We start from the raw sequence: 21,864 nt of genomic DNA on the forward strand, positions 1-21,864 counted from the left end.
AAAATAGTCTCCGGCAAAACGTCGGCTTTGCCACGCACGCCTCTTGCCAGGGTGTATGCTTAATGCCGGAGGTGGTTTACGCATGGATATCAACACGCTTATTACGCATTATGGCTATGCGGCGCTGGTTATCGGCAGTATGGCCGAAGGTGAAACCGTTACCCTGTTGGGGGGCGTCGCGGCGCATCAGGGATTGCTCAAGTTTCCGCTGGTGGCGGCGGCCGTCGCGCTGGGAGGGATGATGGGCGATCAGCTACTTTACCTGTTAGGACGATGCTATGGCGGGAAGATCCTGCGTCGTTTCCCGCGTTATCATACGAAGATTCGTCGCGCGCAGAAAATGATCCAACGCCATCCGTATCTGTTTGTGATCGGCACGCGTTTTATGTACGGCTTCCGGGTGGTTGGCCCGCTGCTGATTGGCGCCAGCCGCCTGCCGCCTAAAATTTTTCTGCCGCTGAATATTGTAGGCGCGCTGATCTGGGCGCTGCTGTTTACCACGCTGGGATATCTTGGCGGCGAGGTGATCGCGCCATGGCTGCACGACCTCGATCAGCATCTCAGGCACGGGGTCTGGCTGATTCTGGCCATCGTCCTGGTGGTGGGCGTGCGCTGGTGGCTGAAAAGACGCGGCAAAGCGGAGGCCCGTTAAACCCGATGGTATCCGGATGGCATAACGCCGCCATCCGGCCCCGGCGTTTATTTTGCGTTGAATTGCGGATTCGCCAGCATAAACCCGCCGTCGACAATCAGCGACTGACCGGTGGTATAGCTTGCTCCTTCCGAACACAGCCAGGCGACGAGGCTGGCTATTTCATGCGTAGAACCCGGTCGGGCGATAGGGATCGAGGGTTCCGATCCCGGCTCAATATCGCTGTCATCCATATCATTCATCGGCGTGGCGATAGCGCCTGGCGCGACGGCGTTGACCAAAATATGATGCTCAATCAGTTCCAGCGCCATGGATTTAGTCAATCCGCCCAGCGCATGTTTCGCCGCGGTATAGGCGCTGGCTTGCGGAAGCGGCGTATGCTCATGGACGGAGGTGATGTTGATAATGCGCCCTCCCTCTCCTTGTTTAATCATATGCCGGGCGGCGATCTGCGCGCAGAGAAACGCGCCGTCGACATCCACAGTAAAAATTTGCCGCCACTGCGTAAACGGCATATCAATAAACGCGGATTTGGTCATCGCCCCGGCATTATTGACCAGCACGTCAACGCGCCCCAGGCGCTGAATAAGATGTTCAATGGCCTGCGCGCCCTCGGGTAACTGGCTCAGGTCAAGATGAATGGTCTCTGCCCGCACACCAAACTGCGCCGCTTTTTTCGCCGTCTCCTGCGCGCCGCGTTCATCGGAATGCCAGGTGATACCAATATCAAAACCGTTTTGTGCTAATAACAACGCACACGCTTTGCCAATTCCCGAATCTGATGCCGTTACAATTGCAACTTTGGTCATATTCCTCTCCGGATGATTCATACACAGCCTAAGTATAGGAACCCTGTCTGAATCATCCGGAAAAATCAGGAATGATAACCGCCGCCCAGCGCGCTGGTAAGCTGAATGGAGGCATCCAGCCACTGGCCCTGCAACAGCAAGCCGTTACACTGCTCGCGCAGTGCCGGGATTTTGGCCTCGCTCACGCGGGAACCCGCAATAATGCCGGCATTAAAGCGCGCTTGCGCCAGACCGACCACACGCTGCGCGTCATGCTCAATCTGCTGCTGATGCTGGTTTTTCTGCGCCAGCGTCTCTACCTGACTGGCGGCGCGCGCCACATCATTAACCGCATCTACCACCGCTTTGTTGTAGTTGGCGATAGAAAGGTTGCTTTGCGCTTTGGCGATATCGAGGTTGGCATTCAGCCTGCCGCTGTCGAAAATCGGCAGCGTCAGCCCGCCGGTAATGCCATATTGCTGTGCGGAATGGCGGAACAGATCGCTCAGATGTAACGCATCCTGCTGTAAAAAAGCCATCAGATTGATATCGGGATAAAACGCGGCCTTCGCGGCGTCAATGCTGCTCAACGAGGATTCAATGTACCAGTGCGCGGCCTGTAGATCCGCCCGGCGCGCCAGCAACGAATACCCCAGTTGCGACGGTAACTGGCTTTCAACGGCGGGGAGACTCACCTGACGCAGCTTGAGCGCCGCCGATTGCGTATTGGTTAACGCGCTGAGCCGCGCTTCAATAACCTTCATTTTACCGTTAACGTCATTCAGCTGCTGCTGGGTTTTGCTGGCGTCGATATCGGTCTCGACCCCTTCAACAGAAGAAGTAATGCCGTGTTGATACAGCTCCCGGTTTACCGTCACCACGTTTTGCTGCTCATGCTCGATTTGCATCAGCACATTTTTCAGCGCCGCCTGCGTCTGCCACTCCCAGTAGAGTCGCGCCACGCCGCTTGCCAGCAATTGTCGGGTCTGCTCCTGCTCCGCTTCGCGCGCTTTGACCGCCCCGATCCGCGCGGTAACTTCAGCGCGGTTTTTCCCCCATAAATCCAGATCCCAGCCCGCCGTCAGGCCGAATGTACCGTTGGTATACCACGGCCCGGTCGTTCCCGCCGCGGGGTCGGTAATCGCGAATGGCCCCATCAGCCCTTCCGCGGACATTCGCTGGCGCTCAATGTCGGCAGAAAAGTCGAGCTGCGGGCCGTCCTGCGCCTCAACCGCTTTCGCCTGCGCTTCCGCCAGTTGAATACGCTGTTCAGCCACCTGCATATCCGGCGAATGCTGTATGGCATTATCAATCAGCGCGTCAAGCTGCGCATCGTGATACGCCTTCCACCACTGGCTATCCGGCCAACCGTTTTTCAATGCCGCCGGCAGGCTGGAATCAACATGAGAAGAGGGCGTCTGCTGGGTCAGCGACTGGCGGGTATCGTGCATAGGGGCGCAGCCCGCCAGCAAAATAAAAAGCGGTAAGCTCGCTGTCGCGGCAAGGAAAGAATTACGATTCATGGAGGTGTTCTGATAAAAAAAGGTGCGCAGAGAGTACGTCTTACGACGATCTATTTTTTAGTTACGCGTGGCAATACATCATCAGACAACAAAAGACATATTTTGAAATTTATATGATTAGCAAATAATTTCATCTGATACATTTTTTGATGTAATGATTCAATGTAAAGTCCCATTAACCCGTTAATAAATGAACGATTTTGCTGCAATACGCGCCAGCAGCCTTCATGAGTTAAACGTCGCCGTGCCCAACAAAGCAGCAGATGGCTTAATACTTTCCTATACTTTGTTTGTATTTACCAATAAAGGGACAAACAATGAAAATTCTTCTATGGGCAATCTTAATTATTTTTCTGATTGGGCTGTTGGTGGTAACGGGCGTGTTTAAGATGATTTTCTGATTCCTGCGCCGGGCAGCGATAGTATCTGTCCGGCACACGTTCTGGACGCTGTAGAGATTAGATTTTAATAGCCTGAATCGCCCGCGCAATCTCGGACGAACGGTTTAACGCCCGAATCGACTGAAAGAGTTCCGTCGCCTCAATATATTCCTTACGTAAATATCCCAACCACTGTTTAATACGCGCGACATGGTATAAACCGGTATCGCCCTGCTTTTCCAGTCGGGTATATTTTTGTAATAATGCAACCACTTCCGGCCACGGCATACGCGGCTCGTTATACTTCACCACCCGGCTCAGGTTAGGAATATTTAACGCCCCACGGCCAATCATCACCGCATCGCAGCCGCTGGCCGCCATACATGCCTGCGCGCTCTGCCAGTCCCAGATTTCGCCATTCGCGATAACCGGAATAGTCAGACGCTGGCGTATTTCACCGATCGCCTGCCAGTCGATATGCTCGGCGCGGTAGCCCTGCGCTTTGGTACGGCCATGCACCACCAGTTCACTGGCGCCGGCCTGCTGCACCGCATCGGCGATTTCAAATTTTCTATCGCCGCTATCCCAGCCGAGACGCACTTTTACCGTCACCGGAAGATGCGACGGTACCGCGGCCCGCATCGCTTTCGCGCCCTGATAGATGAGTTCGGGATCTTTGAGCAATGTCGCGCCGCCGCCGCTGCCGTTCACCACTTTTGACGGACAGCCGCAGTTCAGGTCCACGCCATACGATCCCAACGCCGTCGCCCGCGCGGCGTTTTCCGCCAGCCACTGCGGATGCTGGCCCAGAAGCTGAATACGCACCGGCGTGCCGGACGGCGTGCGGCTGGCATGATGCAACTCCGGGCAGATGCGATGAAACACTTTTACCGGCAGCAGCTGATCCACCACGCGCACAAATTCGGTGATGCAGAGATCGTAATCATTCACTTCGGTCAGCAGCTCGCGCACTAACGCGTCGAGCACGCCTTCCATCGGCGCCAGTAAAACACGCATATCGGTATCCACAGCAAAAAAAGAGGCGCTATCATAACGCCTCTCTGCGATGAGCAAAACTTTTTGCCGGGTGGCGGCGCAAACGCCACGCTACGTCACGTAAAGCGCTCAACGCGGCTCAAGACAGTTATCTTCTTTCCAGCCGTACAGCCATTCGATACCGCGATAAAACGCCTCCTGCGATTTTCCTTTCCACAACAGATTACGTACCTGACGCTCCACCCCGGCGGCGTGATAGAGACGCCCCATCTCGCGGGTAGACCAGACGATACGCGCCGTGCGGGGAATACGCACCGACTCATACAGCGCAAATGCCTGCTGCGCGTCGCCGTCGCAGCGTTCCAGCGCTTTGCCCAGCGTGACGGCGTCTTCCAGCGCCATACAGGCCCCCTGGGCCATATATTGCGCCACCGGATGCGCGGCGTCGCCCACCAGAGTGATACGCTCGGTTCCCCATTTCGCGACCGGCTCGCGATCGGCGGTCGACCAGCGGCGCCAGGAGGTCGGCTTATCCAGCATCTGGCGCGGGCGGGGATGAATACCGGCAAAATAAGAGAGCACCTCTTCTTTACTGCCGTCTTTCACGCCCCACTCTTCTTGCTGGCGGCTGTGGAATGTCACCACCAGATTGTACTGTTGGCCTCCGCGCAGCGGATAATGGACCAGGTGACAATGCGGGCCTGCCCACAGCACCGGTGCGTTAATACGTAAATCGTCCGGCATATCGTCGCAATCAATCACCGCCCGATAAACTACATGCCCCGTTACGCGCGGCGCATCGCCGAGTAAACTTTGCCGCACGACCGATTTAACGCCGTCGCAGCCCACGAGAATATCCGCCGTCCAGCTATTTCCCTGCTCATCAAACACCGTAACGTCATCCGGCGTCTGGCGGATATCGACAATATGGGTCGAGGTACGATACTCCACGCCAGGGTGCGTCAGCACCGCTTCCCATACCGTTGCATGAATATCTACCCGGTGAATTACCGCATACGGCCCGCCAAAATGGTCGCGGAACGCCTGTCCGGTTTCAATGCATACCACTTCTTCGGCATTCACGGCATCCATCATGGTAATGTGATCGGTAAACACCGCACGCTGGCGGGCAACATCGCCCACACCGAGACTATCCAGCGCCGAAAAAGCGTTCGGCCCAAGCTGAATACCCGCGCCAATCTCGCCAATTTCGTGCGCTTTTTCCAACAGCATGACTTTTATTCCCTGGCGCGCCAGCGACAGCGCGGTCGCCGCGCCGCCGATTCCGCCACCTACAATAATTGCGCTTGTCACGTGAGTCATGGTCATTCTCCTTTTCAGGCCGGGATTTTATCTTGTTGATTTTCCGGCGCGGCGGCAATAAACGCCGGTAGCTGTACGCAGGCGTCATAAACGGCTTTACAGCGCGGATAGCCTGATAAATCGCAGCCCATCCTGAGCGCATTCGCCCACTGCGGAATCAGGCAGCAGTCCGCAAGGCCTGGCGCGTCGCCCACGCAGAATCGTCCGGACTGACTTTTACGCAATAGCTGCTCTACCGCGCTTAACCCTTGCTGTATCCAGTGGGCGTACCAGCGTTTTTTATCCTCTTCGCTAACCTTCAGCTCATCGGTCAGGTAGCGCAACACGCGCATGTTATTGATTGGGTGTATATCGCAGGCGATAGCGTAGACAATTTCCAGCGCCTGGCTGCGCGCCGGGTCGCTCGTCGGCAGCAGCGGCGTTTGCGGAAAATGTCGGTCCAGCCAGTCGACGATGGCCAGTGATTGCCCCAACGATTCGCCATCATCAGTGACCAGCGTCGGCACCAGGCCTACCGGATTCATCCGTCGGTAGGCCAGCGCATTCTGCTGGCCGATACGAATATTGACGCCCACCGTCTGGTAATCAATCCCCTTTAACGCCAGCGCAATACGTACACGATAAGACGCCGAACTATTAAAGAAACTGTACAGCTTCATCGTTCACCTCAGACAATTTTCACAGCAATCGGCGTCAGACCTTCTACGTTCCCGGTGATGACATCCCCTTTCACCACTGCGCCCACCCCCTCTGGCGTACCGGTGAAAATCAAATCGCCTGGCTGCAATTCAAAGAAGCCGGACAAATAGCTGATGGTTTCATTCACCGACCAAATCAGATGACGAATATCGCTGCGCTGATGGTCTTCGCCGTTAACCTGTAGCCAAATAGGGGCGTTATCCACATTATGCGTTTCAGCGGCTTTGTGTAATGGCGCAATGGGCGCGGAGAGATCGAACGCTTTGCCAATTTCCCACGGGCGTCCCATCTGACGCATTTCCATCTGACGATCGCGACGCGTCATGTCCAGACCGGTGGCGTATCCCCAGACATATTCATGGGCTTTTTCCAGCGGGATATCGCTCCCCTTTTTACCAATCGCCACCACCAGCTCAATTTCATAATGGTAGTTATCGGTCTGCGCCGGATACGGCAGTTCCAGGGTATCCCCCGCCGCTACCGGGACGACAGCGTCCGCTGGTTTACAAAAGAAGAACGGCGGTTCGCGATCGGGATCAAAGCCCATTTCACGGGCATGGGCGGCATAGTTGCGACCCACGCAGTAAACGCGACGTACCGGAAACTGCTCATCACTACCCGCCACTGGTACTGTCACCGGGGCCTGCGGCTGGAATACATATTTGGTCATGTTCTCTCTCCCTAATTAATAACGTGCTTCGCGGAACAGCCCCAGGGCTTCCTGAACCGGCTTGTCCGAAAAGCTGAATAACACCGTGTCTTCACTGCTGCGAAACGACACCTCATGCCAGGTCGGCGCCACAAAAATGTCTTTTGCGGAAAAATGAAAAGTTTCGTTGCCTATAGTGACCTGCCCTGCCCCTTCAACGACGTGGTAGATAGTGCTGTCGGTGCTCCGCGCCACACGCGAGGCAAAGCCTTTTGGCAGCAGTTGCAGGAACGCGCCCATTGACGGCATCGGATAACCGCCGGTGACGGGATTAACGTAACGCAGCTTGTAACCTTCCCACTCATCCGGATCGCCCATACGGGTCAGATCGTGCAGCGCCTCGCGACTGCGGTCGTAACGGTAGTTGAAAATCGGCGACGAATTCCCGCGCTGGTGGCGCAGCGGCAGCATATTCGCTGCATAGCGCGGCAGATAATCGCCCTCTTTTCGCGTTACCGGCTGCTGATCTTCGGGATAGTCTTCCGCAAACCCACAGCCCAGGAGGTTGACTAACGGCAGATCCAGACCATCCAGCCATACCACCGGCTCTGACCCCGGATTACCATGATCGTGCCAGCGCCACTGCGGCGTCAGGATAAAATCGCCGGTATGCATTGGCGTGCGCTCGCCGTCCACCGCGGTAAATGCGCCTTTACCTTCGACGATAAAACGCAGCGCCGACTGGTTATGGCGATGACTCGGCGCGACTTCGCCGGGCAGGATCAGCTGTAAACCAGCGTATAAGGTCGCCGTGATCGACGACTGACCGCGCAATGCCGGATTTTCCAGCACCAGCACCCGGCGGATCGCCTCTTTCGCGCCAATGACATTGCCGCTTTCCATCAGTAGCGGACGAATTTCCTGATAATTCCAGTAGGCCGGCGCGCAGTTGGCGTTTGGCGTCTGCGGAACCAGGTGATGTAACGACTCCCACAGCGGCGTCAGATTCTGCCCGGAAATATGCTGGTAATACTGCTGACGGCTATCTTTTACGTTCTGATTTATTTCAGACATGGAGATTCTCCTTATTCGTTTACGACGCTGGCACGCGGCAGGTCGTCAGGTACAGAAATCGAAAGGCGGACAACCACCGTCAGCAGGGTAAGCATTACCGCGCTGATAGCCGCCGGAATAGCAATGACAAAAAACAACGTATCGAAAGAGAAATTGAGGGCCATCATCATGCCGCCGGAGAGCGAACCGACAATCGCCCCGCAGCGTCCAATGGCGTTCGACCAGCTCACGCCCGTCGCCCGGCTTTGGGTGGGGTACAGCGTCGCCGTCAGAGCATTCAGCCCTACCTGGGAACCGCTAATACCGATGCCAGTACCAAAAATCGCCAGCGCCATCAGCCAAAGGCCGTTTTCGCTCAGGCCTATCATGACAATGCAAACTGCGCCCAGCGCATAGCTCACCGCCAGTACCCGGAACGGGTTAAGCCGGTCCATCAACACACCGAGTAACAGCGCGCCAAGCGTGCCGCCAACCTGGAATGCGGCAGTCACCCACGACGCCTGTTGCAGATCAATACCGCGATGGTTAAGTAACGTCGGCATCCAGCTGGAAAGCAGATAGATAATGAGCAGGCTCATAAAGAACACCACCCATAACATCAGGGTAATGACAAGCTGTCGCCCGGCAAAAAGCTGGCGAATACTGCCTTTGGCGACGGCTGCCGTCTCATGCAGAAAGAATTGCGTATCGTGATAGCGCTCGCCGGTAATGGCGCTGACCGTCCGGGCGACAACGGCTTGCGGTAGTTGGCGACGTACCTGCCAGCGGGGAGATTCCGGCAGCGCGAACAGCAGGCCGAAAAACAGCATCAAAGGCAAGATGCCGCCTAGCGCCAGAATTCCGTGCCAGCCAATCAGCGGCACCAGTTGCGCGCTCACAATCCCACCCATCGCCGACCCCAGGGTAAAACCGCAGAACATCAGCGTGACCAGCGCTCCGCGTCGACGAGCGGGAAGGTATTCCGACGTCATGGTGATGGTATTCGGCATCGCTCCACCCAGTCCCAGACCGGTTAAGAAGCGCAGCAACACCAGGGTTTCTATATCCGGCGAGAAAGCGGAAAGCAGGCTCAATGCGCCGAATAGCGCCACGCAAAGCTCAATGACCCGCTTGCGGCCAAAGCGATCCGCCAGCGGCCCGCATAGCAGCGCGCCGGCCGTAAGCCCCAGCAGCCCTGCGCCAAACAGCGGCGCAAGTTCGCTGGCGCTTAGCTGCCAGTGAGTACGAATATCCGGGGCGATGAAGCCAATCGCGGCGGTGTCGAAACCGTCGAGCATAACCACCAGAAAACAGCAGATGATAACGCGCCACTGCATTTTGCCGACGGGCGCGGCATCAATAAGGGCTTGTAGATCACGTCGTTGAGTCATAGCTAATGCCTCAGTGCAGGGAGATAGATGTTGTTTTTATGTTTGCTATGTTACGAGTTTGTAGAGTGAGCGATAAAATGTACAATGGCTTTTCAGGCAGAGACATAACCTGGAGGTTATAGCGAATGGCGAACTGGGCGCAGAAATTGAAATTACATCACCTGCAAACGCTGGTTGCGCTGGGCGAACAGGGCAACCTGACGCACGTCGCCCGGATGATGAATATCTCCCAGCCGGCGCTATCGAAGTGGTTATCTCAACTCGAAGATGAGATAGGCATCACGCTTTTTGAGCGCCACAGTAAAGGGCTACGCCCCTCAGAAGGCGGTAAATTACTGCTCCAGCACGCCCAGCGCCTAATTAACGATCTGGAGCGTTCACAGTATGAAATCGCCCGTTTCAAGCAGGGCGGCCTGGTTGGCAGCCTGAAGATCGGCTGTTCGCCCGTGGCGACTGACTGCGTATCACAGGCGATTCTGAGCCTGCTTAACGAAATGCCGACGCTGCATCTGAATATTGAAGAGAAGGTAATGACGCCGCTGCTGCACGATTTGCTTGCCGGTCAGGTGGATGTGGTGGTAGGGCGTGTCGGCGGCCGCGCCCTGCAACTGCCGCTTAATTATCAGGTACTTTATACCGAACCGGTCTGCTTTGTGGCGCGTCCGCACCATCCGCTGGCCGCGCGAGCGCAGATCGCCTGGAGCGATCTGGCGCACTGGCGGTGGATAGTCTGGCCAACCGGCACCCCTATTCGCATCAGTATTGATAACGCCCTCGTCGATAACGGCGTCATGCTCCCGGAAAACACTATTGAATCGGCGTCAATGAACGTCAGCACCAATTTGCTGCAAAGCAGCGATATGATCTCTATTCTTTCTTTACGGCTGGCGCAACGCTATGCCAGCCAGGGGCAACTGGCGATTTTAAACTTGCCAAAAATTGAGCAAAAAGGCAGCGTAGGGATGTTCTGGCGTAAGAATGAGACGCCGTCTTTGGCCCTGAGTCGCTTTTTGTATTTTTTAGCCCAGGTTTAACGCCGCCGACCAGGGGCATTGCCCGATGTTCCTGCTGTCTATACCCACTATGCTAAGAATTCATGATGTGATCGGTAGCACGTTTTAACGTTTAATTGTATGATGAATCCATCTCATCAAGGGCTTTAAACATGAGTAAGTCACTGAATATTATCTGGCAATATATACGCGCTTTTGTATTGATTTATGCCTGTTTGTACGCAGGCATTTTTCTTGCATCACTGCTTCCTATCACTATTCCCGGCAGCATTATCGGGATGTTAATTCTGTTTGTGTTGCTGGCGCTGCAAATTCTGCCGGCAAAGTGGGTTAACCCCGGCTGTTATGTGCTGATTCGTTATATGGCGTTGCTGTTTGTGCCGATTGGCGTTGGGGTCATGCAATATTTTGACTTACTGCGCGCGCAATTCGGCCCGGTGGTGGTCTCTTGCGCTATCAGTACGCTGGTCGTTTTTGTGGTCGTAAGCTGGAGTTCACATCTGATACACGGTGAGCGTAAAGTGGTTGGGCAGAAGGGAACGAAAAAATGATGACATATATCTGGTGGTCGTTACCGCTGACGCTGGCGGTATTTTTCGCCGCCCGCAGACTGGCGGCGCATTTTAAAATGCCGTTGCTGAATCCGCTGCTGGTGGCAATGGTAGTCATTATTCCTTTTCTGTTGCTGACCGGTATTCCCTACGAGCACTACTTCAAAGGCAGCGAAGTACTTAACGATCTGCTGCAACCGGCGGTGGTGGCGCTGGCCTATCCCCTTTATGAACAGTTGCACCAGATTCGCGCGCGTTGGAAATCCATTATTAGCATCTGTTTTGTCGGCAGTCTGGTAGCGATGATTACCGGGACATCCGTTGCCTTGCTGATGGGCGCAACGCCTGAAATCGCGGCATCGGTACTGCCTAAATCCGTGACTACGCCTATCGCGATGGCGGTGGGCGGCAGCATCGGCGGCATCCCTGCGATCAGCGCGGTATGCGTAATTTTTGTCGGTATTCTGGGCGCGGTGTTTGGCCACACGCTGTTAAACGCGATGCACATCCGTACTAAGGCCGCACGCGGGCTGGCAATGGGGACCGCCTCACATGCGCTCGGTACTGCGCGCTGCGCCGAGCTGGATTACCAGGAAGGCGCGTTTAGCTCCCTGGCGCTGGTGATCTGCGGCATTATTACCTCGCTGGTAGCGCCCTTTTTGTTTCCGCTCATTCTGGCGGTAATGCGCTAACGACGGGACAAAAGACCGGGTTAAAATTTGCGATACGTCGCGCATTTTTCATTTAAGTTTCACAAGTTGCATAAGCAATGAGATTTAGATCACATATTAAGACATAGCAGGCCCGTAAACTACGGTTCCATTACATTGTTATGAGGCAACGCCATGCATCCACGTTTTCAAACTGCTTTTGCCCAGCTTGCGGATAATTTGCAATCAGCGCTGGCCCCTATCCTGGCGGACCACCATTTTCCCGCCATGCTAACCGCAGAGCAGGTCTCGACGCTTAAAAATACGGCGGGACTGGACGAAGACGCGCTGGCTTTCGCACTGTTACCTCTGGCGGCGGCCTGCGCCCGTACCGATTTGTCCCATTTTAACGTCGGCGCGATTGCGCGCGGCGTTAGCGGCAACTGGTATTTCGGCGCGAATATGGAGTTCCTGGGCGCCACCATGCAACAAACTGTGCATGCTGAACAAAGCGCGATTAGCCATGCCTGGCTACGCGGCGAAAAAGGGCTCGCCGCCGTCACCGTTAACTACACGCCTTGCGGCCACTGTCGCCAGTTTATGAACGAGCTGAACAGCGGTCTGGATCTGCGCATTCATCTGCCGGGCCGCGCGCCGCATACGTTACGCGATTATCTGCCTGACGCTTTCGGGCCAAAAGATCTGGAGATCAAAACGCTGCTGATGGACGAGCAGGATCATGGCTTTACGTTAACGGGCGATACGCTAACGCAAGCGGCGATTACGGCAGCCAATAAGAGCCATATGCCTTATAGCCACTCACCGAGCGGCGTGGCGCTGGAATGTAAAGATGGCCGTATTTTCACCGGCAGCTATGCGGAAAACGCCGCCTTTAACCCTACGCTTCCCCCACTGCAAGGCGCGCTAAACCTGCTGAGTCTCAATGGCTATGACTATGCGGATATTCAGCGCGCGATTCTGGCGGAAAAAGGCGATGCGGCATTAATTCAATGGGATGCCACCGCCGCAACGCTGAAAGCGTTAGGTTGCCATAATATTGACCGCGTGCTTCTCGGCTAAGCAAATGTGCCGGATAGCGACGCCCTGGCGTCTTATCCGGCCTGACTCTCCTCTCCCGCGACCCGATACAAGGGAAATCATGCTGAAAATCTCCGCAATCAGACGGCGGTTTCTTGCGCTACGTCTTCGGGTACAGTAGCCTGATCGTACTTTCATCCTGGTATCGAGTTTCCTGCATGTTAAAGCGCGTGTTTTACAGCCTGTTGGTCCTGGTAGGCTTGCTGCTGTTGACGGTGCTTGGCCTCGATCGGTGGATGAGCTGGAAAACAGCGCCCTATATCTATGACGAGCTACAGGATCTCCCCTACCGCCAGGTTGGCGTCGTGTTAGGGACAGCCAAATACTATCGCAAGGGTGTCATTAATCAGTACTATCGTTATCGTATCCAGGGCGCGTTAAACGCTTACAATAGCGGTAAAGTCAATTACCTGCTGCTCAGCGGCGACAATGCCCTGCAAAGCTATAACGAACCGATGACCATGCGCAAAGACCTTATCGCGGCGGGCGTCGATCCTGCGGACATTGTGCTTGATTACGCTGGCTTCCGTACGCTTGACTCCATTGTGCGTACCCGCAAAGTGTTTGATACCAACGACTTTATTATCATCACTCAGCGCTTCCACTGCGAACGCGCCTTGTTTATTGCGTTGCATATGGGCATTCAGGCGCAGTGTTACGCGGTACCTTCGCCCAAAAATATGCTGACAGTGCGCCTGCGCGAATTTGGCGCCCGCTTTAGCGCGCTGGCGGATCTCTATATTTTTAAACGCGAACCGCGTTTTTTAGGCCCGCTGGTACCTATTCCCACGCAGCATCAGGTGCCGAATGACGCCCAGGGGTATCCGGCCGTTACGCCGGAACAATTGCTTGAACTGGAAAAGAAAAAAGGGAAATGATCATGGATGTACAGACGATATTTGTCATATTAGCCTTTCTGCTACTCCCGCTTTTTTGCTTCCGTGAGGCCTGGAAAGGCTGGCGAACCGGCGCGGTAGATAAAGTTGTCAAAAATGCGCGAAAACCGGTTTATGTTTATCGCCATGCCGATCCCGTACAATATTGGTCTTATCTTTTTCTTTATACCGGTTGCGGTTTTTTATTTACTGGAATGATTATTTATCTTCTTTTTTATCGTTAATCTATTTATTACTCCTTTAAAATTGAGAATAGTTATTATTATGATATAAGGAACAAATGCTGTTTTGCATTCTGGTTTCATTTTTTTGTGAATTCTTTCACAGAATACCCTTCTTTCAATGCTTAGGCTGGCGGTAGATTTTGGATCATTAAAACGCGTTATTTGCGTTTCGCCTTAATTTATTCAAGCATTAAGGAAGATTATATGCCGCAACAAAATTATCTGGATGAACTCACGCCTGGTTTTACGCCATTACTGGCAATAAAAGAGGCTTCCCGTTGTTTATTATGTCACGATGCGCCCTGTAGTCAGGCTTGCCCGGCGCAAACCGATCCGGGGAAATTTATTCGTTCTATTTACTTTCGCAATTTTAAAGGCGCAGCGGAAACTATCCGGGAAAATAACGCGCTTGGCGCCGTCTGCGCCAGAGTCTGTCCGACGGAAAAATTGTGCCAGCGCGGATGTACACGTTCCGGAATAGATAAACCTATTGATATTGCACGCCTGCAACGTTTTATTACCGATTTTGAACAGCAGACTGCCATGCAGATTTATCAGCCCGGGAGTAAAACACGCGGGAAAGTCGCGATTATTGGCGCGGGTCCGGCAGGTTTGCAGGCAAGCGTGACGCTAACGCATTTAGGCTATGACGTCACCATTTACGAAAAACAGCCGCAGCCCGGCGGATGGCTGCGTCACGGCATCCCGGCATTTCGTCTGCCGCAAAGCGTACTCGATCAGGAAATTGCCCGCATTGTAGAAATGGGCGTCAATATTAAATGTAATTGTGACGTGGGCGGGTCGCTATCGCTTGCGCAACTCAAAGCCGAATATCGCGCCGTGCTGATGACCATCGGGATGTCCTATGGATCTGATTTACCGTTATTTGAGCAAGCCAGTCACGTAGAGATTGCCGTTGATTTTTTACAGCGCGCCCGTCAGGCCGACGGCGATATTAGCGTTCCGCGTAGCGCATTAATTATTGGCGGCGGCGACGTAGCGATGGATGTCGCCAGTACGTTAAAAATTCTCGGCTGTCCTTCCGTCACCTGCGTGGCGCGGGAAGAATTAGCCGAATTCCCCGCCAGCGAAAAAGAATTTACCAGCACGCAGGCATTAGGCGTATCGATTATTGATGGTTTTACGCCTGTCGCCGTCAGCGGAAATAAAGTGACCTTCCACCATGTACGCCACTCAGGAGAACTGACGCTGGAAGCGGAAAATATTATTTTGGCCGTGGGGCAGCACGCGCGACTGGATACCTTTGCGGAGATAAAAGCGCAGCATAATATTATCGACACGCACAATTATCAAACCGACGACCCGGCGATCTTTGCCGCTGGCGATATTGTTAAAGGCGATAAGACCGTCGTTTATGCGGTAAAAACCGGAAAAGAAGCCGCTCAGGCTATTCATCATTATTTAGAGGAGGCCTGCTCATGTTAACAAAAGATTTGTCTGTTACCTTTTGCGGCGTTAAGTTTCCCAATCCGTTTTGTCTTTCTTCTTCTCCGGTAGGCAACTGTTATGAGATGTGCGCCAAAGCTTATGATACCGGCTGGGGCGGGATCGTTTTTAAAACCATTGGTTTTTTTATTGCCAACGAAGTCTCTCCACGTTTTGATCACCTGACGAAAGAAGATACCGGTTTTATTGGTTTCAAAAACATGGAGCAAATTGCTGAACATCCGCTGGAAGAGAATCTGGCCGCCATTCGACGGCTAAAACAGGATTATCCGGATAAGGTGCTGATTGCTTCCATCATGGGGGAAAATGAGCAGCAGTGGCAGGAACTGGCGCGTCTGGTTGAAGAAGCCGGCGCAGATATGATTGAGTGTAACTTCTCTTGCCCGCAGATGACCTCGCACGCCATGGGAAGCGATGTAGGGCAAAGCCCGGAGCTGGTTGAAAAATACTGTCGCGCCGTAAAACACGGTTCATCTTTGCCAATGCTGGCGAAAATGACGCCGAATATTGGCGATATGTGCGAAGTCGCGCTGGCCGCCAAACGCGGCGGAGCCGACGGTATCGCCACCATCAACACCGTGAAATCCATTACTAACATCGACCTGAACCGCAAAATCGGGATGCCGGTGGTTAACGGTAAATCCAGCATCTCCGGTTATTCAGGAAAAGCGGTGAAACCCATTGCGCTGCGTTTTATCCAGCAGTTGCGAATGCACCCTGAACTGCGCGATTTCCCGATTAGCGGTATCGGCGGCATTGAAACCTGGGAAGACGCTGCCGAATTTCTGCTGCTGGGCGCGGCGACCCTACAGGTGACGACAGCCATTATGCAATACGGTTACCGCATTGTAGAAGATATGGCGAGCGGCCTCAGCCACTATCTGGCCGATCAGGGATTTGCCTCATTACAGGAGATGATCGGGCTGGCGAATGGCAATATTATCCCGGCGGAAGACCTGGATCGCAGCTATATCGTCTATCCGCGGATTAATCAGGAGAAATGCGTCGGCTGCGGACGTTGCTATATCTCCTGCTATGACGGCGGCCATCAGGCGATGGAGTGGGATGAACACAGCCGCACGCCGCATTGCAATACGGAAAAATGCGTCGGTTGTCTGCTGTGCGGTCATGTCTGCCCGGTCGCCTGTATTGATTTAGGCGAGGTCAAATTTAAAAAAGGCGAAAAAGAGCACGCGTTAACGCTGTAGCTCGCGGTATGAAGCCCGGCGCGCAGTTTCGCTGCGCCGGGTTATCTGATAAGCAAGGCAACAGGTCTGGAAAACTACTTCTTACGCGCGTATTTCAGCGAGTCCAGCGCCACGGCGAAAATGATAATGCCGCCTTTGATAATGTACTGCCAGTACGGGTTTACCCCGATATAGGTCAGGCCGTAGTTGATGACGGTAAAGATAATGACGCCGGTCACCACGCCGAAGACCGTACCCACTCCGCCGCTAAACGATACGCCCCCGACAACGCACGCGGCAATCGCATCCAGTTCATACATAAAGCCGAGGTTGTTGGTGGCAGAACCAATACGCCCTGCTTCCAGTAAGCCGCCGAAGGCATAAAACACGCCGGAGAGCGCATAAATCATCAGCAGGTTCAGCGCCACGTTTACTCCAGAAACTTTTGCCGCTTCCGGGTTGCCGCCAATAGCAAAAATGTTTTTACCAAAACGGGTCTTATTCCACAGCACCCAGACAAACGCTACCGCAATCAGGGCGTAAAAAGTGATGTAGGAGAGCCGGAAACTGCCCATCGCCACAAAGCCCTGCGCAAAGGTGGAAAAGCCGCTGTCAAAGCCGGAAATGGGCGAAGCGCCGACAAAGTCATAGTAAAGGGAGTTGATCCCATAAACGATAATCATCGTGCCAAGCGTGGTAATAAACGGTGTCACGTTCAGGTAAGCAATAATGATGCCGTTCACCAGGCCAATCACCGCGCCAATCGCGCAGACAATCAGGATGACCAGCGCAATCGGCATGGTCGCCATTTCCGGAAACACTTTATTGGCGTTTTCCATTGATTGCAGTAATGTGGCCGCCACGACCGCCGCCAGCCCTACCTGACGCCCCGCCGACAGGTCTGTCCCCTGGGTGACGATGAGTCCCGCCACGCCCAGCGCGATAATAATACGTACCGAAGATTGCGTCAGAATATTACTTAAATTCAGCAAACTTAAAAAAGTCGGGTCCTGGAAAATAATAATCGCCAGCAACACTAAAAGAACGACGTAAATTCCGCCCTCTTTCAGCCAGGTCAAAAAGCTTTTCTTGTTTAACGCACTCATAAGGAGCCCCTGATCTTAAAGGTGCAAAGAAGCAAGACGCAAAATTTCGTTTTGCGTTGTTGTTTTAGTATCGACAATGCCGGAAACGAGACCGTTACTCATCACCAGGATACGATCGGTAATCCCTAACAGCTCCGGCATTTCAGAAGAGATAATGATGATCCCCTTGCCTTTTTTCGCCAGTTCCGCAATAAGCTGATAAATTTCAAACTTTGCGCCGACATCAATGCCACGGGTCGGTTCATCCAGCATTAATATTTCCGGCTGCGTTAATAGCCAACGACCAATGATCACCTTTTGCTGATTGCCGCCGGAAAGCGAACCAATTTGCGTGCGATGCCCCGGCGTTTTTACCCGCATGGAGTCAATGACCCATTGGGTGTCGCTTTTCATCCGGGAATTATCCAATAACCCCACTTTATTTTTATAATTACGGATATTCGAAATTAATGAGTTAAATCCGATATCCAGATAGGCGTAAATTCCGGTGGAACGACGTTCTTCCGTCACCAGCGCAAAACCGTGGTTAATCGCTTCGTTCGCAGTGTGATTATTAATTTTCTTGCCATGTAAAGTGATTGTCCCGGACGACTTCTCACGAATGCCAAACAGCGTTTCGACGATATCGGTACGCTTTGCCCCAACCAGGCCGGCAATGCCCAGAATTTCGCCCTTGTGCAAATCAAAGGAGACATCGCGAATGGAAGGCTGGCGCAGCGAGGTCAGGTTACGTACCTCCAGAATCACGTCGCCCGGCTTATTTTCTTTATCCGGGAAGCGCTGGTTCAGGGATCGCCCGACCATCATCGCAATGATCTTATCCATATCCAGCCCTTCCAGCGGCTGGGTGGCAATCCACTGACCGTCGCGCAAAATAGTAATTTCATCGCACAATTGAAAAATTTCTTCCATTTTATGCGAGATATAAACAATACCGCAGCCGCGTTCTTTCAGCTTGCGAATAATGGTGAACAGATGATTAACCTCTTTCTCAGTTAACGATGAGGTCGGTTCATCCATAATAACGATCTTAGCGTTATAGGAAAACGCCTTCGCAATTTCGATCATCTGCATTTGCGAAACGGATAACGTTCCCACGCGCGCGCGCGGGTCAATATCGATATCCAGCTCATCAAATATCGCTTTGGTATCCTGGTACATTTTATCCTGGTCGACAAACATACCTTTGGTGGGATAACGCCCCAGCCACATGTTATCCATGACCGAACGTTGTAATACCAGGTTTAACTCCTGGTGTACCATCGAAATCCCATTCTCCAGCGCTTCTTTCGCCGAATGGAAGTCCACTTCTTTCCCCTGAAATACAATGCTGCCGGAATCTTTTTGATAAATACCGAAAAGACATTTTAATAATGTTGATTTGCCTGCGCCGTTTTCGCCCATTAATGCATGAATAGAGTGCGGACGAACGTTTAAGTTGACATTATCAAGCGCTTTCACGCCGGGAAATGATTTGTTAATGCCACGCATTTCCAACAAATATTCACCCGACGACGGAGAGATCGTGCTGCCCATAATGATACCCTGTCGGCCTTTTTAATTATGACTATCCGCGCCGGATGGCAAAAGAAATACGTTATCCGGTCCGCGGCGCGTCACCCTTCCACGGTTTCAGGGCGCAACAAAATTGCGCCCACAGACGGAAAAGTTATTTTTGGGTAAATTCGCTCAGATTGTCTTTGTCCACGCCGACATAAGGCACGCGCACGATTTTATTCTCAATCTTCCAGTTGGTGCCGTCAGCCGCGCCCTTGCCTTCGGCGAGGTTTTTCGCCAGATCGAATGTCGCTTTCGCCTGATTGTTGGCGTCATTCAGTACCGTACCGGCCATCGCGCCCGATTTCACCAGCGCCAAAGCTTCCGGTAACGCATCGACGCCAAAGACCGGAATCGACGATTTATTATGCGCTTTCAGCGCCTCTACCGCGCCCATCGCCATCGCATCGTTATTCGCGATAACCACTTCAATCTTGTTAGCGTTCGGGCCAGACAGCCAGGCATCCATCTTATCTTTTGCCTGCGCGGTATCCCACATGGCGGTGTCTAACGCCAGTTGCTCGGTCTGAATACCTTTAGCATTTAACTCTTTCACCACATACGTCGTACGGGCTTCCGCATCCGGGTGCCCCGGCTCGCCTTTCAGCAGAACATACTGAATTTTACCGTCTTTATTCAGATCCCAACCCTGATTCGCCTGCCAGTGTTTGGCAATCAAGTCGCCCTGAATCACACCGGATTCTTTAGAGTCAGTCCCGACATAATACGCCTTGTCATAGCTGTCCAGCGCTTTGCGGGAAGGCTCTTTGTTAAAGAACACCACCGGCACATTTTGCCCGCGCGCTTTCTCAATCACCGTACCGGCGGCTGCCGGGTCGACCAGGTTAATCGCCAGAGCTTTAACCCCTTTCGCCAATAAAACGTCAATTTGATCATTCTGTTTGGACTGATCGTTTTGCGAGTCATTCATCAGTAGCTGAACATCCGGCGCGGATTTGCCATCTTTTTCAATAGCCTTACGCACCACGGACATAAAGTTATCGTCATATTTATAAATCGTCACGCCAATACGAGTATCAGCCGCGTGCGCGTGCGCGCCGAATAACAGACTTGCCATCACGGCAGAAAGGGTCAGTACCTTCTTATTCATGGTAGCTCCGGTTTTATTATGTAGGGTATAGCGTAAAAAAATGCCCGGCTGTTCAGCACGTTAACGCGTGTTACTGAACGCCGAAGCGTATTTAGAGCCTATCCCACCAGGCGTTATTGGCGCAGCCAGTTTGGACACGGACAGCGCGCAAAAACCGGAGCGTACACGTAGTACGTGAGGTTTGACTCGCTACGCTCGCCCTTCGGGCCGCAGCTAGCGGCGTTCAAAACGCTAACGCGTTTTGGCGAGCACTGCCCAGGTCCAAAATGGCAAGTAAAATAGCCCTAATGGGATAGGCTCTTATTCAACTCTTTATTTTTGTCCGGTAGTCGCGGGATATTGTGTTAACGGTTTTTATAAGCGAAATACCCCAGCAAAACTGACAACTAACTGTTACACATTAGTTACAGTGCGACAAACGTTGTCATCATAGCTATCACAATGTTAATAAACTGTGAATTTACTCACAGATTGAAAACGGTTACATGCGGTGCGTAATCAGTTAGTGATCAGTACCGCATTCTGTCGCCACGCCACCGAATGGCGCCGCACCAGTGTCGGCATGAAGCAGTGCGTCGCCGTGATATCCAGGGTGCCTGCGGCCCCCTGTAACGCCAGCTCGGTCGCGATTTTCGCCATAGAAGCAATAGGATAGCGCACGGTAGTCAGCTGAGGATCGGTATAACGAGCAATAGGGATATCATCGAAACCGATGACAGACAGATGCAAGGGAATGGCGATGCCGTTATCTTTTAACGCCGTCAGCGCGCCCGCCGCCATGTTATCGTTATAGGCAAATACCGCCGTCAGTTGCAGATTGCGTCCCAGCAACTCAACCATTGCCGACTCGCCGCCCTGCATATCCGGCGTGCCGGTGCCAATCCAGCTCTCCGACGCAGCAACCCCCTGCTCTTGCAGCGCGTGTAACCACCCTTCTCTGCGCATCGCGTCATCTTCAATACGGTGGCTGGAGGCCAGGTAGCCGATGCGTTGATGTCCATTATTCAGCAACATTCGGGTCGCCATTCTGGCACCGCTCACATTGTCGAGACAGACACAACGGTGCGCATAACCCGGCACGATACGGTTAATCAGCACCATACCAGGGATCTGATCCATAAAGTCGCTCAGCTCGCGATCGGTTAAGGCTTTTGAGTGAACAATCAATGCGTTACAACGCTGACGGATCAAGACTTCAATCGCATGACGCTCTTTTTCCGCCTCATGATAACTGTTGCCAATGAGAACATATTTCTGGTGCTGCTGCGCGACCAGATCTACGGCTTTCACCAGAGCGCCGAAAAAGGCATCGGAAACATCCATGACCACGACACCGATGGTATCGCTCACCTGGGTGGCCAGCGCTTGCGCATTCGCATTTGGCCGATATCCCAGCAGGGTGACGGCCTGCATAACGGCGTCACGGGTGTCGGGACTGACCAACGCGCTGTTATTCAGTACGCGGGAAACGGTCGCTACAGACACGCCAGCCTGGCGCGCTACATCACGAATGGTGATCATATTCACTGCCCTGTTTGAGTTCAAAAATG

Annotated in this window: 22 protein-coding genes; 10 read left to right on the forward strand and 12 right to left on the reverse strand. The window is 53.3% G+C overall.

The genetic code is table 11. The features are described from left to right. The first annotated feature begins 82 nt into the window (after positions 1–82). Positions 83–652 carry a DedA family protein gene (locus J4614_RS06080; protein WP_001523476.1) on the forward strand — a complete coding sequence of 190 codons (570 nt, stop codon included), beginning with the start codon at positions 83–85 and terminating at the stop codon, positions 650–652. Positions 653–699: 47 nt separating this feature from the next. Here the strand turns inward: J4614_RS06080 and J4614_RS06085 are convergent, their stop codons facing one another. Beyond that, a complete protein-coding gene (locus J4614_RS06085; protein ID WP_000169608.1) occupies positions 700–1,461 on the reverse strand; it encodes an SDR family oxidoreductase in 762 nt (253 codons plus the stop codon). Between the two features lie 65 nt (positions 1,462–1,526). Next, positions 1,527–2,963 (reverse strand): multidrug resistance outer membrane protein MdtQ, encoded by a 1,437-nt coding sequence (gene mdtQ / locus J4614_RS06090; protein ID WP_001081457.1) that lies wholly within the window; start codon positions 2,961–2,963, stop codon positions 1,527–1,529. A 317-nt stretch (positions 2,964–3,280) separates the two neighbouring features. Here mdtQ and yohP point away from each other — a divergent pair, with 317 nt between their 5' ends. Beyond that, entirely contained in the window at positions 3,281–3,364 is an 84-nt protein-coding gene (gene yohP / locus J4614_RS06095; RefSeq protein ID WP_000698460.1) for a small membrane protein YohP, read from the forward strand. A gap of 57 nt (positions 3,365–3,421) precedes the next feature. Here the strand turns inward: yohP and dusC are convergent, their stop codons facing one another. The 6 genes from dusC to J4614_RS06125 all read right to left on the reverse strand — a co-directional run bounded on the left by dusC (position 3,422) and on the right by J4614_RS06125 (position 9,454). Next, on the reverse strand, positions 3,422–4,360 hold the full coding sequence (dusC, locus tag J4614_RS06100; protein ID WP_001264834.1) for a tRNA dihydrouridine(16) synthase DusC: 939 nt from the start codon (positions 4,358–4,360) through the stop codon (positions 3,422–3,424). Between the two features lie 108 nt (positions 4,361–4,468). Further along, positions 4,469–5,662 carry a 3-hydroxybenzoate 6-monooxygenase gene (locus tag J4614_RS06105; RefSeq protein ID WP_000150103.1) on the reverse strand — a complete coding sequence of 398 codons (1,194 nt, stop codon included), beginning with the start codon at positions 5,660–5,662 and terminating at the stop codon, positions 4,469–4,471. A 14-nt stretch (positions 5,663–5,676) separates the two neighbouring features. After that, complete coding sequence (gene maiA, locus J4614_RS06110; RefSeq protein ID WP_000781183.1) at positions 5,677–6,321, reverse strand: maleylacetoacetate isomerase; 645 nt, start codon at positions 6,319–6,321, stop codon at positions 5,677–5,679. Between the two features lie 8 nt (positions 6,322–6,329). Further along, complete coding sequence (locus J4614_RS06115; RefSeq protein WP_000170621.1) at positions 6,330–7,031, reverse strand: fumarylacetoacetate hydrolase family protein; 702 nt, start codon at positions 7,029–7,031, stop codon at positions 6,330–6,332. 15 nt (positions 7,032–7,046) lie between these two features. After that, a complete protein-coding gene (gene gtdA, locus J4614_RS06120) occupies positions 7,047–8,084 on the reverse strand; it encodes a gentisate 1,2-dioxygenase (RefSeq protein WP_001289857.1) in 1,038 nt (345 codons plus the stop codon). A gap of 11 nt (positions 8,085–8,095) precedes the next feature. Further along, the gene (locus J4614_RS06125) at positions 8,096–9,454 is read right to left on the reverse strand and encodes an aromatic acid/H+ symport family MFS transporter (protein WP_000194222.1); all 1,359 of its coding nucleotides are present in this window, start codon (positions 9,452–9,454) and stop codon (positions 8,096–8,098) included. 125 nt (positions 9,455–9,579) lie between these two features. Between J4614_RS06125 and J4614_RS06130 the strand changes: the two genes are divergently transcribed. The 8 genes from J4614_RS06130 (at position 9,580) to preA (ending at position 16,561) form a co-directional block, all read left to right on the forward strand. Next, on the forward strand, positions 9,580–10,488 hold the full coding sequence (locus J4614_RS06130) for a LysR substrate-binding domain-containing protein (RefSeq protein WP_000024658.1): 909 nt from the start codon (positions 9,580–9,582) through the stop codon (positions 10,486–10,488). Between the two features lie 131 nt (positions 10,489–10,619). Then, entirely contained in the window at positions 10,620–11,018 is a 399-nt protein-coding gene (locus J4614_RS06135; RefSeq protein ID WP_000045719.1) for a CidA/LrgA family protein, read from the forward strand. Continuing rightward, positions 11,015–11,710: a CidB/LrgB family autolysis modulator gene (locus tag J4614_RS06140; protein WP_000989296.1), complete on the forward strand. Its 696-nt coding sequence runs from the start codon at positions 11,015–11,017 to the stop codon at positions 11,708–11,710. The genes J4614_RS06135 and J4614_RS06140 overlap by 4 nt, the downstream gene beginning before the upstream one ends. A 153-nt stretch (positions 11,711–11,863) precedes the next feature. Further along, positions 11,864–12,748 (forward strand): cytidine deaminase, encoded by an 885-nt coding sequence (gene cdd, locus J4614_RS06145; RefSeq protein ID WP_000553526.1) that lies wholly within the window; start codon positions 11,864–11,866, stop codon positions 12,746–12,748. 176 nt (positions 12,749–12,924) lie between these two features. After that, complete coding sequence (gene sanA / locus J4614_RS06150) at positions 12,925–13,644, forward strand: outer membrane permeability protein SanA (protein ID WP_000920081.1); 720 nt, start codon at positions 12,925–12,927, stop codon at positions 13,642–13,644. Beyond that, on the forward strand, positions 13,641–13,886 hold the full coding sequence (locus J4614_RS06155) for a DUF2542 family protein (RefSeq protein WP_000605187.1): 246 nt from the start codon (positions 13,641–13,643) through the stop codon (positions 13,884–13,886). Before sanA ends, J4614_RS06155 begins: the two co-directional genes overlap by 4 nt. Positions 13,887–14,090: 204 nt before the next feature. Then, the gene (locus J4614_RS06160) at positions 14,091–15,332 is read left to right on the forward strand and encodes an NAD(P)-dependent oxidoreductase (protein ID WP_001136398.1); all 1,242 of its coding nucleotides are present in this window, start codon (positions 14,091–14,093) and stop codon (positions 15,330–15,332) included. After that, positions 15,326–16,561, forward strand: a complete 1,236-nt coding sequence (gene preA / locus J4614_RS06165; protein WP_000956092.1) for an NAD-dependent dihydropyrimidine dehydrogenase subunit PreA — start codon at positions 15,326–15,328, stop codon at positions 16,559–16,561. Before J4614_RS06160 ends, preA begins: the two co-directional genes overlap by 7 nt. A gap of 74 nt (positions 16,562–16,635) precedes the next feature. On the opposite strand, the gene mglC is transcribed toward preA, so the two are convergent. The 4 genes from mglC to galS all read right to left on the reverse strand — a co-directional run bounded on the left by mglC (position 16,636) and on the right by galS (position 21,835). Continuing rightward, positions 16,636–17,646 (reverse strand): galactose/methyl galactoside ABC transporter permease MglC, encoded by a 1,011-nt coding sequence (mglC, locus tag J4614_RS06170; RefSeq protein WP_001275101.1) that lies wholly within the window; start codon positions 17,644–17,646, stop codon positions 16,636–16,638. 15 nt (positions 17,647–17,661) lie between these two features. Then, complete coding sequence (gene mglA / locus J4614_RS06175) at positions 17,662–19,182, reverse strand: galactose/methyl galactoside ABC transporter ATP-binding protein MglA (RefSeq protein WP_000535914.1); 1,521 nt, start codon at positions 19,180–19,182, stop codon at positions 17,662–17,664. 133 nt (positions 19,183–19,315) lie between these two features. Beyond that, positions 19,316–20,314 carry a galactose/glucose ABC transporter substrate-binding protein MglB gene (gene mglB / locus J4614_RS06180; protein WP_001036937.1) on the reverse strand — a complete coding sequence of 333 codons (999 nt, stop codon included), beginning with the start codon at positions 20,312–20,314 and terminating at the stop codon, positions 19,316–19,318. A gap of 498 nt (positions 20,315–20,812) precedes the next feature. Beyond that, positions 20,813–21,835, reverse strand: a complete 1,023-nt coding sequence (galS, locus tag J4614_RS06185) for an HTH-type transcriptional regulator GalS (RefSeq protein ID WP_000628634.1) — start codon at positions 21,833–21,835, stop codon at positions 20,813–20,815. Positions 21,836–21,864 lie beyond the last annotated feature (29 nt).

The organism is Salmonella sp. 32031103-2018-00083-FB-01-SM-01, from assembly GCF_017571995.1.
Classification (GTDB): Bacteria; Pseudomonadota; Gammaproteobacteria; order Enterobacterales; family Enterobacteriaceae; genus Salmonella; species Salmonella enterica.

What these genes read in the sequence shown, in the direction of transcription:
- J4614_RS06080 (WP_001523476.1), top strand. Translation starts at nt 83, where the DNA reads ATGGATATCAACACGCTTATTACGCATTATGGCTATGCGGCGCTGGTT.
- J4614_RS06085 (WP_000169608.1), bottom strand. Translation starts at nt 1,461, where the DNA reads ATGACCAAAGTTGCAATTGTAACGGCATCAGATTCGGGAATTGGCAAA.
- mdtQ (WP_001081457.1), bottom strand. Translation starts at nt 2,963, where the DNA reads ATGAATCGTAATTCTTTCCTTGCCGCGACAGCGAGCTTACCGCTTTTT.
- yohP (WP_000698460.1), top strand. Translation starts at nt 3,281, where the DNA reads ATGAAAATTCTTCTATGGGCAATCTTAATTATTTTTCTGATTGGGCTG.
- dusC (WP_001264834.1), bottom strand. Translation starts at nt 4,360, where the DNA reads ATGCGTGTTTTACTGGCGCCGATGGAAGGCGTGCTCGACGCGTTAGTG.
- J4614_RS06105 (WP_000150103.1), bottom strand. Translation starts at nt 5,662, where the DNA reads ATGACTCACGTGACAAGCGCAATTATTGTAGGTGGCGGAATCGGCGGC.
- maiA (WP_000781183.1), bottom strand. Translation starts at nt 6,321, where the DNA reads ATGAAGCTGTACAGTTTCTTTAATAGTTCGGCGTCTTATCGTGTACGT.
- J4614_RS06115 (WP_000170621.1), bottom strand. Translation starts at nt 7,031, where the DNA reads ATGACCAAATATGTATTCCAGCCGCAGGCCCCGGTGACAGTACCAGTG.
- gtdA (WP_001289857.1), bottom strand. Translation starts at nt 8,084, where the DNA reads ATGTCTGAAATAAATCAGAACGTAAAAGATAGCCGTCAGCAGTATTAC.
- J4614_RS06125 (WP_000194222.1), bottom strand. Translation starts at nt 9,454, where the DNA reads ATGACTCAACGACGTGATCTACAAGCCCTTATTGATGCCGCGCCCGTC.
- J4614_RS06130 (WP_000024658.1), top strand. Translation starts at nt 9,580, where the DNA reads ATGGCGAACTGGGCGCAGAAATTGAAATTACATCACCTGCAAACGCTG.
- J4614_RS06135 (WP_000045719.1), top strand. Translation starts at nt 10,620, where the DNA reads ATGAGTAAGTCACTGAATATTATCTGGCAATATATACGCGCTTTTGTA.
- J4614_RS06140 (WP_000989296.1), top strand. Translation starts at nt 11,015, where the DNA reads ATGATGACATATATCTGGTGGTCGTTACCGCTGACGCTGGCGGTATTT.
- cdd (WP_000553526.1), top strand. Translation starts at nt 11,864, where the DNA reads ATGCATCCACGTTTTCAAACTGCTTTTGCCCAGCTTGCGGATAATTTG.
- sanA (WP_000920081.1), top strand. Translation starts at nt 12,925, where the DNA reads ATGTTAAAGCGCGTGTTTTACAGCCTGTTGGTCCTGGTAGGCTTGCTG.
- J4614_RS06155 (WP_000605187.1), top strand. Translation starts at nt 13,641, where the DNA reads ATGATCATGGATGTACAGACGATATTTGTCATATTAGCCTTTCTGCTA.
- J4614_RS06160 (WP_001136398.1), top strand. Translation starts at nt 14,091, where the DNA reads ATGCCGCAACAAAATTATCTGGATGAACTCACGCCTGGTTTTACGCCA.
- preA (WP_000956092.1), top strand. Translation starts at nt 15,326, where the DNA reads ATGTTAACAAAAGATTTGTCTGTTACCTTTTGCGGCGTTAAGTTTCCC.
- mglC (WP_001275101.1), bottom strand. Translation starts at nt 17,646, where the DNA reads ATGAGTGCGTTAAACAAGAAAAGCTTTTTGACCTGGCTGAAAGAGGGC.
- mglA (WP_000535914.1), bottom strand. Translation starts at nt 19,182, where the DNA reads ATGGGCAGCACGATCTCTCCGTCGTCGGGTGAATATTTGTTGGAAATG.
- mglB (WP_001036937.1), bottom strand. Translation starts at nt 20,314, where the DNA reads ATGAATAAGAAGGTACTGACCCTTTCTGCCGTGATGGCAAGTCTGTTA.
- galS (WP_000628634.1), bottom strand. Translation starts at nt 21,835, where the DNA reads ATGATCACCATTCGTGATGTAGCGCGCCAGGCTGGCGTGTCTGTAGCG.